At 55.9% G+C, this 12584-nt stretch carries 9 protein-coding genes, 1 tRNA gene and 2 rRNA genes; 8 read left to right on the top strand and 4 right to left on the bottom strand.

Translation table 11 applies throughout. The annotated features are described in order from the left end of the window. Positions 1 to 50: 50 nt before the first annotated feature. The 3 genes from rsmB to def all read right to left on the bottom strand — a co-directional run bounded on the left by rsmB (position 51) and on the right by def (position 2884). Entirely contained in the window at positions 51 to 1340 is a 1290-nt protein-coding gene (gene rsmB, locus SSARUM2_RS22165; RefSeq protein ID WP_060439673.1) for a 16S rRNA (cytosine(967)-C(5))-methyltransferase RsmB, read from the bottom strand. Between the two features lie 72 nt (positions 1341 to 1412). Beyond that, positions 1413 to 2357 (bottom strand): methionyl-tRNA formyltransferase, encoded by a 945-nt coding sequence (fmt, locus tag SSARUM2_RS22160; protein WP_060439671.1) that lies wholly within the window; start codon positions 2355 to 2357, stop codon positions 1413 to 1415. Between the two features lie 17 nt (positions 2358 to 2374). Continuing rightward, complete coding sequence (gene def, locus SSARUM2_RS22155) at positions 2375 to 2884, bottom strand: peptide deformylase (RefSeq protein ID WP_015379260.1); 510 nt, start codon at positions 2882 to 2884, stop codon at positions 2375 to 2377. A gap of 133 nt (positions 2885 to 3017) precedes the next feature. Between def and dprA the strand changes: the two genes are divergently transcribed. Genes dprA through aroE form a run of 5 tightly spaced genes read left to right on the top strand, consistent with a single transcriptional unit; the run spans position 3018 to position 6562 of the window. Next, entirely contained in the window at positions 3018 to 4139 is a 1122-nt protein-coding gene (dprA, locus tag SSARUM2_RS22150; RefSeq protein ID WP_060439668.1) for a DNA-protecting protein DprA, read from the top strand. Beyond that, on the top strand, positions 4111 to 4584 hold the full coding sequence (smg, locus tag SSARUM2_RS22145) for a DUF494 family protein Smg (protein WP_033650013.1): 474 nt from the start codon (positions 4111 to 4113) through the stop codon (positions 4582 to 4584). The genes dprA and smg overlap by 29 nt, the downstream gene beginning before the upstream one ends. 25 nt (positions 4585 to 4609) lie before the next feature. Then, the gene (locus SSARUM2_RS22140) at positions 4610 to 5155 is read left to right on the top strand and encodes a type I DNA topoisomerase (protein ID WP_019456195.1); all 546 of its coding nucleotides are present in this window, start codon (positions 4610 to 4612) and stop codon (positions 5153 to 5155) included. Positions 5156 to 5162: 7 nt separating this feature from the next. Further along, positions 5163 to 5732 carry an L-threonylcarbamoyladenylate synthase type 1 TsaC gene (gene tsaC, locus SSARUM2_RS22135; RefSeq protein ID WP_033655292.1) on the top strand — a complete coding sequence of 190 codons (570 nt, stop codon included), beginning with the start codon at positions 5163 to 5165 and terminating at the stop codon, positions 5730 to 5732. Positions 5733 to 5743: 11 nt separating this feature from the next. After that, the gene (gene aroE, locus SSARUM2_RS22130; protein WP_033655293.1) at positions 5744 to 6562 is read left to right on the top strand and encodes a shikimate dehydrogenase; all 819 of its coding nucleotides are present in this window, start codon (positions 5744 to 5746) and stop codon (positions 6560 to 6562) included. Positions 6563 to 6600: 38 nt separating this feature from the next. Here the strand turns inward: aroE and SSARUM2_RS22125 are convergent, their stop codons facing one another. Next, on the bottom strand, positions 6601 to 7143 hold the full coding sequence (locus SSARUM2_RS22125; protein ID WP_060439666.1) for a gamma carbonic anhydrase family protein: 543 nt from the start codon (positions 7141 to 7143) through the stop codon (positions 6601 to 6603). 506 nt (positions 7144 to 7649) lie between these two features. Between SSARUM2_RS22125 and SSARUM2_RS22120 the strand changes: the two genes are divergently transcribed. The 3 genes from SSARUM2_RS22120 to SSARUM2_RS22110 all read left to right on the top strand — a co-directional run bounded on the left by SSARUM2_RS22120 (position 7650) and on the right by SSARUM2_RS22110 (position 12502). Continuing rightward, positions 7650 to 9191 (top strand): 16S ribosomal RNA (locus SSARUM2_RS22120). A gap of 88 nt (positions 9192 to 9279) precedes the next feature. Then, positions 9280 to 9355: transfer RNA gene (locus tag SSARUM2_RS22115), tRNA-Glu, on the top strand. Between the two features lie 239 nt (positions 9356 to 9594). Then, positions 9595 to 12502 (top strand): 23S ribosomal RNA (locus SSARUM2_RS22110). The 16S and 23S rRNA genes sit together here with 1 tRNA gene alongside, the layout of an rRNA operon. Positions 12503 to 12584 lie beyond the last annotated feature (82 nt).

The raw sequence follows: 12584 nt of genomic DNA, 5'->3' as shown, positions 1-12584 counted from the left end.
TCTCTGCTTCACACTGAAAGACTTAGGGCGCGCACGCACGCCCCGAAGCATTACATTTTAATCAGCTTAGCGTAAAAGAAGCCATCGCCGTCCTCGGCATGCGGGATATTCTGCCGCCCCGGTCGCTGCGCATCGCCGGTTTCAACCAGCTTGGCATCGGCGTGGCGCTGCAAGAACGCGGCGATCTGGCTGCTGTTTTCATCCGGCAGGATAGAGCAGGTGGCGTAAACCATCACGCCGCCCGATTTCAGATGGGGCCAGACGGCTTCCAGGATGTCGGCCTGCAGCGCGGCGAGTTCGGCGATGTCGCGATCGCGACGCAGCCATTTGATGTCGGGGTGACGGCGGATCACGCCGGTGGCGGAACAAGGCGCGTCCAGCAGGATCCGGTCGAACTGCTTGTCACCGCACCATTGCTGCGGGGTGCGGCCATCGCCCAGCTTAACCTCTGCGTGCAAACGCAGGCGCTGCAGGTTTTCCTTCACCCGCGCCAGGCGCTGTTCGTCGATATCGACCGCCATGACGTGCGCTTTCGGCGCCGCTTCCAGAATATGCGTGGTTTTGCCGCCAGGCGCGGCGCACAAATCGAGGATCTGTTCACCGTCTTGCGGATCCAATAGATCGACGCAGCCCTGGGCTGAGGCATCTTGCACGGTGACCCAGCCGTCGGCGAACCCAGGCAGATCGGTCACGGCGCAAGGCGCCAGCAAACGCACCGCGTCGGCATAGTCTGAATGAGGCTCCGCGGCGATGCCTGCGTCGGTCAACAACTGCAGATAAGCTTCGCGGGTGTGATGCAGGCGGTTGACGCGCAGCCACATTGGTGGCTTCTGGTTATTGGCGTCGACGATCTGTTCCCAGTTGGCGGGATAGGCTTGTTGAATGCGTTTCAGCAACCAGCTCGGGTGCAGATAGCGGCTGTCATTGTTGGCGGCGCGCTGCAGCAGCTCTTCCTGCTGGCGCTGGAATTGCCGCAAGACGCCGTTAATCAGGCCTTTCAACTGTGGGCGTTTCAGCGCCACCGCGCCTTCCACGGTTTCGGCCAATACGGCGTGCGGCGGGATACGGGTATACAGCAGCTGATACAGGCCGACCATCAGCAGATAGTGCAGCGTACGCTGTTTGCCGGTCAGCGGCTTGGCCATCAATTGTTGAATGCACCATTCGAGCTGCGGCAGCACGCGCAACGTGCCGAAGCACAGTTCCTGCAGCAACCCGCGGTCCTTATCGCTGATGGTGGTTTGCAGCGCCGGCAGGACAGTGCTGAGCGACTGCCCTTGATCCAGCACCTGGCCGATGGCTTTGGCAGCGATGCTGCGGAGATTGTAATTATTTTTCATAGGCTGAAGCTGATAACGATCGGCATTAAGAAAATAACGGCCCGGCGATGAACGGCCGGGCAGTGGGGTGACTTACAGCCGGTTACCCGGGGTAAACCATTCACGGCGTGAATTTAACAGGTCCTGCGCCGACATCGGTTTCTTGCCGGCGGGCTGCAGTTGGATCAGATTGAGGATGCCGTCGGCGGTCGCCACCTGAATGCCGTGCTTGTCGGTATGGACAACGGTGCCCGGCTCCGCATTGGCGCTTTGCGCCAGTACGCTGGCTTGCCAGACTTTCACCGGTTGATCGTCGATGGTGAAGTAGCTGATCGGCCAAGGGTTGAAGGCGCGGATGCAGCGCTCCAGTTGTTCGGCGGACAGCGTCCAGTCCAGGCGAGCTTCTTCTTTGCTCAGCTTCTCGGCGTAGGTCACCAGCGCTTCGTCCTGCACTTCGCGGGTGGCGCTGCCGTCGGCCATTTGGCGCAGCGTCGTCAGCATGCCCTGCGGGCCGAGCTGCGCCAGCTTGTCGTAGAGACTGGCGCTGGTATCGCTGCTCTCAATCGGGCAGGCGATCTTGTGCATCATGTCGCCGGTATCGAGACCGACGTCCATCTGCATGATGGTCACGCCGGTTTCGCTGTCGCCGGCCCAGAGCGAGCGCTGGATCGGCGCCGCACCGCGCCAGCGAGGCAGCAGCGAGCCATGTACGTTGATGCAACCGAGACGCGGCATATCCAGCACCGCCTGCGGCAGGATCAGCCCGTAGGCAACCACCACCATCACGTCGGCGTTAAGATCGGCCACCAGGCGCTGGTTCTCTTCGGGGCGCAGCGATTTGGGCTGAAATACCGGCAGTTGGTGTTGCTCAGCCAGCACTTTTACCGGGCTAGGCGTCAGCTTGTTGCCGCGGCCTGCCGGGCGGTCGGGCTGGGTAAAAACGCCGACAATCTGGTGCTCAGATGACAACAGCGCGTCAAGATGACGCGCTGCGAAGTCTGGTGTTCCGGCGAAAATAATCCGTAAAGAGTCAGACACGTTGATTTCCTGATCGGTTAGGCGCGGGCTTGAAGCTTGGCCATTTTTTCCAGTTTCTGACGAATGCGCTGACGCTTGAGCGGCGACAGGTAATCGACGAACAGTTTACCCATCAGGTGATCCATCTCGTGCTGGATGCAGATCGCCAGCAGATCGTCCGCTTCCAGTTCGAAAGGTTTGCCTTCGCGATCCAGCGCGCGGATCTTCACCTGCGCGGCACGTGGTACCAACGCACGCTGCTCGGGAATGGAAAGACAGCCTTCCTCGATGCCGGTTTCGCCGCTCTTTTCCAGCAGCTCGGGGTTGATCAGCACCAGGCGCTGATCGCGATTCTCGGAGACGTCGATCACGATAATGCGCTGATGGATATCTACCTGAGTCGCAGCCAGGCCAATGCCTTCCTCTGCGTACATGGTTTCAAACATATCATCCACGATGCGCTGGATATCTGCATTGACTTCTTTTACCGGCGCTGCGACTTTGCGCAGACGCTCGTCTGGGAAATGTAATACCTGCAAGACTGACATATATCTTTAGATCTGTATCCGAGTAATGAACGAGGTTTAACCTCTATTCTAGACATTTCCCGGCCTGATTGACAGCATTGCGCACCAATTGCTCAGATTGGTAATACCACCGTTTTTGCTGAGGGAACAGACGATGCGGCCGGAAGAGATCGCTTTACGGATGCGAGGGGTAACGGGGCTGCAGACCGTCGTGGCCAGCCGGATTGTGCGGCAGCTATCGCAAATGGGGCGCGAGCCTCGCAGCGCGTTGCGTGAACTGGGATTGAACGAGCGGCAGCGGGCGCAGTTCAACCAAGCGGATCCCGCTTATCTGTCGGCCAGCCTGCGTTGGCTGGAACTGCCGGCGCACCGTATGCTGAACTATGGGGCGGCCGGCTATCCGGAACGCCTGGCCCAGATCGACGATGCGCCGCTGTTTTTGCTGATCGAGGGCGATCCTCAAGCGTTGCTGCGCCCGCAGCTCGCCATGGTTGGCAGCCGGCAGTTCAGCCACTACGGCGAGCGTTGGGCCAATCATTTCGCCGCGGAATTGGCGCGTTGCGGTTTCACCATCACCAGCGGTTTGGCGATCGGCATCGACGGCATTTGCCATCGCGCAGCGCTGGCGGCCGGCGGTTGCACGGTAGCGGTATTGGGCAGCGGGTTGGCCAATGTTTATCCACGCCGGCACCGCAGGCTCGCGGAGCAGATTGTCGAGCAGGGCGGCGCGGTGATTTCGGATCATTTGGTCACCGATTTGCCTCTGGCCGACCATTTTCCGCGCCGCAACCGTATTATCAGCGGGCTGAGCCAGGGCGTTCTGGTCATAGAAGCCTCGTTGCGCAGCGGTACCCTGGTGACGGCCCGCTATGCGCTGGAGCAGGGGCGTGAGGTATTCGCCTTGCCGGGGCCGTTAGGGAACCCGATGAGCGAAGGCACGCACTGGCTAATTCAGCAGGGCGCGCATCTGGTTACCGGGCCGAAAGATATCGCAGAATTGCTGGGAAGCGGCCTTCAATGGCTGCCACTGAATGAAAATACAACTATTTGTGCGTCGCAGGCTGAAGTTGAATTGCCATTTGCCGATGTGTTGGCTAACGTAGGAGATGAGGTGACACCTGTTGACGTCGTCGCTGAACGTGCCGGCCAACCTGTGCCAGTGGTGGTAATCAAGTTACTCGAACTGGAGTTAGCAGGGTGGATCGCAGCTGTACCCGGCGGCTATGTCCGAATAAGGAGGGCAAGCCATGTTCGACGTACTCATGTACTTGTTTGAAACTTATATCCACAATGAACCAGAGATGCGCGTCGATCAGGATCAACTGACCGATGATCTCGCCCAGGCGGGGTTTCATCGGGATGATATCTACAACGCGTTGAATTGGCTTGAGAAGCTGGCTGACCTGCAAGAAGGTCAAAATGCGCCTTACTTTATGGATGCCGATCCGCTGGCAATGCGGATCTACACCGAAGAGGAAAGCGCGCGTTTGGACGCCGGCTGCCGTGGTTTTCTCCTGTTCCTGGAACAGATTCAGGTATTGAACCTCGAAACCCGTGAAATGGTTATCGACCGCGTTATGGCTTTGGATAATGCGGAATTCGATCTCGAAGATCTGAAATGGGTCGTGTTGATGGTGCTGTTTAATATTCCCGGATATGAAAGCGCCTATCAGCAAATGGAAGAACTGTTGTTTGAAGTGAACGAAGGTTATCTGCATTGAGCCGATAACGCGCATAGAAGACGTTATGACAAAAAACGCGATTTTTGCCGCCAGGCAAAATGAACCCTGTCCGGAATGCGGGGCCGAGCTGGTGATCCGTAGCGGTCGCCACGGCCCCTTCCTCGGCTGTTCCCAGTACCCTGAATGCCAATATATTCGGCCGCTGAAAGCGCAGGCCGATGGGCATATCGTCAAAGTGCTGGATGGGCAGCAGTGCCCGAAGTGCCAGGCGACGTTGGTGCTGCGCCAGGGGCGCTATGGCATGTTTATCGGTTGCAGCGATTATCCGCAGTGCGATCACACTGAAGTGATCGATAAGCCTGATGAAACCGCCATTACCTGTCCGCAGTGCGGTCAGGGCAAGTTGTTGCAGCGTAAATCGCGCTACGGCAAGGTTTTTCATTCCTGCGATCGTTATCCGGAATGCCAATTTGCCCTCAATGTTAAACCCGTCGCCGGTGAATGCGCCTATTGCCATTACCCGCTGCTGATGGAAAAACGTACGGCAAAAGGCCCCGTCCTGTGCTGCGCCAGCAAGCTGTGCGGAAAACCCGTGGCGACTACAGAATAATCACATCATGAACTCAGAATTAAGCCCGAACCTTTTATCTATCATCGATGCTTTGCATCAACAGCAGGTGATTGCCTATCCCACCGAAGCGGTATTCGGACTGGGGTGCGATCCCGACAGCGAACAGGCGGTCAATGCTTTGCTGGCATTGAAACAGCGGCCGTGGGAAAAGGGGCTGATTCTGATCGCCGCCGACTATGCGCAGCTTAAGCCCTATATCGACGACAGCGCGCTCAGCGAACAGCAGCGCGTGACGATGTTCGCCAGCTGGCCTGGGCCGGTAACCTGGGTGTTGCCTGCCCGGCCGGAGACGCCGCGTTTGCTGACCGGGCGTTTCAGCTCGCTGGCGGTGCGCGTCAGCGATCACCCGTTGGTGCAGCAACTGTGCCGGCAGTACGGCAAGCCACTGGTATCGACCAGTGCCAATCTTAGTGGGCAGGAGCCGTGCCGCAGTGCGGATGAAGTCGCGCGGCAATTCGGCGAGGCTTTCCCGGTATTGGCCGGCGAGGTGGGTGGCCGTCTTAATCCTTCCGAAATCAGAGATGCTCTGACCGGCGAACAGATCCGTCAGGGCTAGAGGTAATGGGCATGGAGAAGTTTGCGGTATTTGGCAACCCTATTGGTCACAGCAAGTCGCCGCGAATTCATGCGCTGTTCGCTGCCCAGACTGGCATTGAGCATCCTTATGGAGCGGTGTTGGCGCCGTTGGACGGTTTTGAAACCAGCCTGCAGGCGTTTATCCACGCCGGAGGGCTGGGGGCGAACGTCACGGTGCCTTTCAAAGAGCGCGCTTATGAGGCCGCTTCCGAGCTGAGCGAGCGCGCAGCGATGGCCGGCGCGGTCAATACCCTGAAGGTATTGCCGAATGGCGGTCTGCTGGGGGACAACACCGACGGCATCGGTTTGCTGACCGATCTGCAGCGTCAGCAATTGATCCGACCGCAGGATCGCATCTTGCTGGTGGGGGCCGGCGGCGCGGCGCGCGGCGTGATCCTGCCGCTGCTGTCTTTCGGCTGCCGGCTCACGATCACCAACCGCACCTTCAGCCGCGCCGAGGAGTTGGCCGACGCTTTCCGGCATCTGGGAGAGATCTCGGCGGCGCCGATGGATCAACTGAATCAGCAAGCGTTCGATCTGGTGATCAATGCGACGGCGTCCGGCATCAGCGGGGAGATCCCGGCCTTGCCCGCGGGCGTAGTCAACGCGCAAACCCGTTGCTATGACATGTTCTATCAGCAGGGCGTCACGCCGTTCCTGGCCTGGGCGCAGCAGCAAGGGGCAACGGAATATGCCGATGGGCTGGGTATGCTGGTGGGGCAGGCGGCGCATGCTTTCCTGCTTTGGCACGGAGTGATGCCAGAGATCGAGCCGGTATTGCGCCAGCTGCGCAGCGAACTGGCGGCATAATTCCCACCCCGTTCTCTATATAGGGAACGGGGTGGCCGTCAGATGTCTTCCGACAGATATTCATCTTTCCAACGCACATAGTTGTTAGAAGAATAAAGCAATCCTTCCAACTCGGCGGCGGTCAACGGCCGAACCTGGCGTGCCGGGCTCCCCATATAAAGATAGCCGCTGGCCAGCCGTTTGCCCGGCGCCACCAAACTGCCGGCGCCAATCATCACGTCGTCTTCTATTACTGCACCGTCCAACAGGATCGATCCCATACCGACCAGCACCCGGTTGCCGATGGCACAGCCGTGCAGCATGGCTTTATGACCCACGGTCACGTCTTCTCCAATCAGCAAGGGATAACCGTCGGGGTTATGTTCGGAGCGGTGAGTCACGTGCAGTACGCTGCCGTCCTGAATATTGCTGCGTGCGCCGATCTTTACCGCATTGACGTCGCCGCGGATGGCTACCAGCGGCCAGATGCTGACGTCATCCGCCAGATCGACGTCGCCGATGACGACGCTGGAAGGATCGATCAGGACGCGCTGACCGAGTTTAGGGGTGTATTGAAGATAAGAACGTACTGCATCGGACATAGTGCTGCCTCACGTCGGGATCATATTTACCGGCAATACTAGACCCTGGCGATGGAATTACAACCAACGGCAGCGCCGGATCCTGCTGAAAATGGCCCTGATCGCACAAGATCCACACGGAAGGGCTGAAAAGTGTGCAAACAGAAAGAAAAGATCAAAAAAGGGGTTGTGCAAAAAACTCGGATCCCTATAATGCGCCTCCATCGACACGGCGCAAGTGATTCACTTCACACAGCGGCCGGGAAGAAAGAGAAAAAATCCTGAAAATTAGGGTTGACTCTGAAAGAGGAAAGCGTAATATACGCCACCTCGAGTTAGCAAGCGAAAGCGCCTAACTCACTGCTCTTTAACAATTTATCAGACAATCTGTGTGGGCACTCCACAAGACGATATCCAGCATCTTCGGATGCAAAAAAATATCAAGTCTTGAAGAGTGACTAACTGAAGTAAAATTCATGCAGTAAATCTTTGAGCATCGCTTCTCGAGTGGAAGCACATCAAGCTTTTAATTGAAGAGTTTGATCATGGCTCAGATTGAACGCTGGCGGCAGGCTTAACACATGCAAGTCGAGCGGTAGCACAGGGGAGCTTGCTCCCCGGGTGACGAGCGGCGGACGGGTGAGTAATGTCTGGGAAACTGCCTGATGGAGGGGGATAACTACTGGAAACGGTAGCTAATACCGCATAACGTCGCAAGACCAAAGAGGGGGACCTTCGGGCCTCTTGCCATCAGATGTGCCCAGATGGGATTAGCTAGTAGGTGGGGTAATGGCTCACCTAGGCGACGATCCCTAGCTGGTCTGAGAGGATGACCAGCCACACTGGAACTGAGACACGGTCCAGACTCCTACGGGAGGCAGCAGTGGGGAATATTGCACAATGGGCGCAAGCCTGATGCAGCCATGCCGCGTGTGTGAAGAAGGCCTTCGGGTTGTAAAGCACTTTCAGCGAGGAGGAAGGTGGTGAACTTAATACGTTCATCAATTGACGTTACTCGCAGAAGAAGCACCGGCTAACTCCGTGCCAGCAGCCGCGGTAATACGGAGGGTGCAAGCGTTAATCGGAATTACTGGGCGTAAAGCGCACGCAGGCGGTTTGTTAAGTCAGATGTGAAATCCCCGGGCTCAACCTGGGAACTGCATTTGAAACTGGCAAGCTAGAGTCTCGTAGAGGGGGGTAGAATTCCAGGTGTAGCGGTGAAATGCGTAGAGATCTGGAGGAATACCGGTGGCGAAGGCGGCCCCCTGGACGAAGACTGACGCTCAGGTGCGAAAGCGTGGGGAGCAAACAGGATTAGATACCCTGGTAGTCCACGCTGTAAACGATGTCGATTTGGAGGTTGTGCCCTTGAGGCGTGGCTTCCGGAGCTAACGCGTTAAATCGACCGCCTGGGGAGTACGGCCGCAAGGTTAAAACTCAAATGAATTGACGGGGGCCCGCACAAGCGGTGGAGCATGTGGTTTAATTCGATGCAACGCGAAGAACCTTACCTACTCTTGACATCCAGAGAACTTTCCAGAGATGGATTGGTGCCTTCGGGAACTCTGAGACAGGTGCTGCATGGCTGTCGTCAGCTCGTGTTGTGAAATGTTGGGTTAAGTCCCGCAACGAGCGCAACCCTTATCCTTTGTTGCCAGCGGTTCGGCCGGGAACTCAAAGGAGACTGCCAGTGATAAACTGGAGGAAGGTGGGGATGACGTCAAGTCATCATGGCCCTTACGAGTAGGGCTACACACGTGCTACAATGGCGTATACAAAGAGAAGCGACCTCGCGAGAGCAAGCGGACCTCATAAAGTACGTCGTAGTCCGGATTGGAGTCTGCAACTCGACTCCATGAAGTCGGAATCGCTAGTAATCGTAGATCAGAATGCTACGGTGAATACGTTCCCGGGCCTTGTACACACCGCCCGTCACACCATGGGAGTGGGTTGCAAAAGAAGTAGGTAGCTTAACCTTCGGGAGGGCGCTTACCACTTTGTGATTCATGACTGGGGTGAAGTCGTAACAAGGTAACCGTAGGGGAACCTGCGGTTGGATCACCTCCTTACCTAAAGATATTGCTTCGAGTGGCGTGCTCACACAGATTGTCTGATGAAAAAGTAACGAGCAAAAGCGTCATAAAAGTACGGTGTCGTGTCCCCTTCGTCTAGAGGCCTAGGACACCGCCCTTTCACGGCGGTAACAGGGGTTCGAATCCCCTAGGGGACGCCAAGCTTCCGACCCACCCGGTGAAAGCGGCGGTCTTCAGTATCTGACGATACACCATATCTTAAAGATGACTTTCGAGTCATGTTTAAGATATTGCTCTTTAACAATCTGGAACAAGCTGAAAATTGAAACATGACGGCTGAAATTCATTCCTCCGTAGATGTACTGGAATGAAGAGTAACCTGTCATAGAGTCTCTCAAATGTTTGCAACTTGAACGATGGAAACATCTTCGGGTTGTGAGGTTAAGTGACTAAGCGTACACGGTGGATGCCTAGGCAGTCAGAGGCGATGAAGGGCGTGCTAATCTGCGAAAAGCGTCGGTAAGGTGATATGAACCGTTACAACCGGCGATACCCGAATGGGGAAACCCAGTGTGTTTCGACACACTATCATGTCATGAATACATAGTGGCATGAGGCGAACCGGGGGAACTGAAACATCTAAGTACCCCGAGGAAAAGAAATCAACCGAGATTCCCCCAGTAGCGGCGAGCGAACGGGGAGGAGCCCAGAACCTGAATCGGCTTGTGTGTTAGTGGAAGCGTCTGGAAAGTCGCGCAGCAAAGGGTGATAGCCCCGTACACTAAAATGCACAGGTCGTGAGTTCGATGAGTAGGGCGGGACACGTGACATCCTGTCTGAATATGGGGGGACCATCCTCCAAGGCTAAATACTCCTGACTGACCGATAGTGAACCAGTACCGTGAGGGAAAGGCGAAAAGAACCCCGGCGAGGGGAGTGAAATAGAACCTGAAACCGTGTACGTACAAGCAGTGGGAGCACCTTCGTGGTGTGACTGCGTACCTTTTGTATAATGGGTCAGCGACTTATATTTTGTAGCAAGGTTAACCGTATAGGGGAGCCGTAGGGAAACCGAGTCTTAACTGGGCGATTAGTTGCAAGGTATAGACCCGAAACCCGGTGATCTAGCCATGGGCAGGTTGAAGGTTGGGTAACACTAACTGGAGGACCGAACCGACTAATGTTGAAAAATTAGCGGATGACTTGTGGCTGGGGGTGAAAGGCCAATCAAACCGGGAGATAGCTGGTTCTCCCCGAAAGCTATTTAGGTAGCGCCTCGTGAACTCATCTTCGGGGGTAGAGCACTGTTTCGGCTAGGGGGCCATCCCGGCTTACCAAACCGATGCAAACTCCGAATACCGAAGAATGTTATCACGGGAGACACACGGCGGGTGCTAACGTCCGTCGTGAAGAGGGAAACAACCCAGACCGCCAGCTAAGGTCCCAAAGTCATGGTTAAGTGGGAAACGATGTGGGAAGGCATAGACAGCCAGGATGTTGGCTTAGAAGCAGCCATCATTTAAAGAAAGCGTAATAGCTCACTGGTCGAGTCGGCCTGCGCGGAAGATGTAACGGGGCTAAACCATGCACCGAAGCTGCGGCAGCGACGCTTAGGCGTTGTTGGGTAGGGGAGCGTTCTGTAAGCCGTTGAAGGTGGCCTGTGAGGGTTGCTGGAGGTATCAGAAGTGCGAATGCTGACATAAGTAACGATAAAGCGGGTGAAAAGCCCGCTCGCCGGAAGACCAAGGGTTCCTGTCCAACGTTAATCGGGGCAGGGTGAGTCGACCCCTAAGGCGAGGCTGAAAAGCGTAGTCGATGGGAAACAGGTTAATATTCCTGTACTTGGTGTTACTGCGAAGGGGGGACGGAGAAGGCTAGGCTGGCCGGGCGACGGTTGTCCCGGTTTAAGCGTGTAGGGGGTGTGACCTGGTAAATCCGGTTGCATATCAACCCTGAGGCGTGATGACGATGCACTACGGTGCAGAAGTAGTTGATGCCCTGCTTCCAGGAAAATCCTCTAAGCTCCAGGTAACATTAAATCGTACCCCAAACCGACACAGGTGGTCAGGTAGAGAATACCAAGGCGCTTGAGAGAACTCGGGTGAAGGAACTAGGCAAAATGGTGCCGTAACTTCGGGAGAAGGCACGCTGGCATGTAGGTGAAGTCCCTCGCGGATGGAGCTGAAGCCAGTCGAAGATACCAGCTGGCTGCAACTGTTTAATAAAAACACAGCACTGTGCAAACACGAAAGTGGACGTATACGGTGTGACGCCTGCCCGGTGCTGGAAGGTTAATTGATGGGGTCAGCCGCAAGGCGAAGCTCTTGATCGAAGCCCCAGTAAACGGCGGCCGTAACTATAACGGTCCTAAGGTAGCGAAATTCCTTGTCGGGTAAGTTCCGACCTGCACGAATGGCGTAATGATGGCCAGGCTGTCTCCACCCGAGACTCAGTGAAATTGAACTCGCTGTGAAGATGCAGTGTACCCGCGGCAAGACGGAAAGACCCCGTGAACCTTTACTATAGCTTGACACTGAACATTGAGCCTTGATGTGTAGGATAGGTGGGAGGCTTTGAAGCGTGGACGCCAGTCTGCGTGGAGCCATCCTTGAAATACCACCCTTTAATGTTTGATGTTCTAACTCGGCCCCGTGATCCGGGGTGAGGACAGTGTCTGGTGGGTAGTTTGACTGGGGCGGTCTCCTCCCAAAGAGTAACGGAGGAGCACGAAGGTTAGCTAATCACGGTCGGACATCGTGAGGTTAGTGCAAAGGCATAAGCTAGCTTGACTGCGAGAGTGACGGCTCGAGCAGGTACGAAAGTAGGTCTTAGTGATCCGGTGGTTCTGAATGGAAGGGCCATCGCTCAACGGATAAAAGGTACTCCGGGGATAACAGGCTGATACCGCCCAAGAGTTCATATCGACGGCGGTGTTTGGCACCTCGATGTCGGCTCATCACATCCTGGGGCTGAAGTAGGTCCCAAGGGTATGGCTGTTCGCCATTTAAAGTGGTACGCGAGCTGGGTTTAGAACGTCGTGAGACAGTTCGGTCCCTATCTGCCGTGGGCGTTGGAAGATTGAGAGGGGTTGCTCCTAGTACGAGAGGACCGGAGTGAACGCACCACTGGTGTTCGGGTTGTCATGCCAATGGCATTGCCCGGTAGCTAAGTGCGGAAAAGATAAGCGCTGAAAGCATCTAAGCGCGAAACTTGCCTCAAGATGAGTCTTCCCTTGGACTTTGAGTCCACTGAAGGAACGTTTAAGACTAAGACGTTGATAGGCTGGGTGTGTAAGTGCAGCGATGCATTGAGCTAACCAGTACTAATGATCCGTGAGGCTTAACCTTACAACACCGAAGGTGTTTTAGAGACGAAGAGATTTTCAGCGAAGTTCCGAGATTGGTTCTGATGGCGACACGAAAGTGAAGC

This window comes from Serratia sp. K-E0102 (genome assembly GCF_029962625.1).
Classification (GTDB): Bacteria; Pseudomonadota; Gammaproteobacteria; order Enterobacterales; family Enterobacteriaceae; genus Serratia; species Serratia sarumanii.
The sequence above is the reverse complement of the archived record's forward strand: the minus strand, read 5'-3'. Positions and strand labels throughout refer to the sequence as shown.

Bases quoted from the DNA above. Each gene is read 5' to 3' on its own strand.
- SSARUM2_RS22140 (WP_019456195.1), top strand. From the start codon at position 4,610: ATGACAAAAAACGCGATTTTTGCCGCCAGGCAAAATGAACCCTGTCCG.
- aroE (WP_033655293.1), top strand. From the start codon at position 5,744: ATGGAGAAGTTTGCGGTATTTGGCAACCCTATTGGTCACAGCAAGTCG.
- def (WP_015379260.1), bottom strand. From the start codon at position 2,884: ATGTCAGTCTTGCAGGTATTACATTTCCCAGACGAGCGTCTGCGCAAA.
- rsmB (WP_060439673.1), bottom strand. From the start codon at position 1,340: ATGAAAAATAATTACAATCTCCGCAGCATCGCTGCCAAAGCCATCGGC.
- smg (WP_033650013.1), top strand. From the start codon at position 4,111: ATGTTCGACGTACTCATGTACTTGTTTGAAACTTATATCCACAATGAA.
- SSARUM2_RS22125 (WP_060439666.1), bottom strand. From the start codon at position 7,143: ATGTCCGATGCAGTACGTTCTTATCTTCAATACACCCCTAAACTCGGT.
- tsaC (WP_033655292.1), top strand. From the start codon at position 5,163: ATGAACTCAGAATTAAGCCCGAACCTTTTATCTATCATCGATGCTTTG.
- dprA (WP_060439668.1), top strand. From the start codon at position 3,018: ATGCGGCCGGAAGAGATCGCTTTACGGATGCGAGGGGTAACGGGGCTG.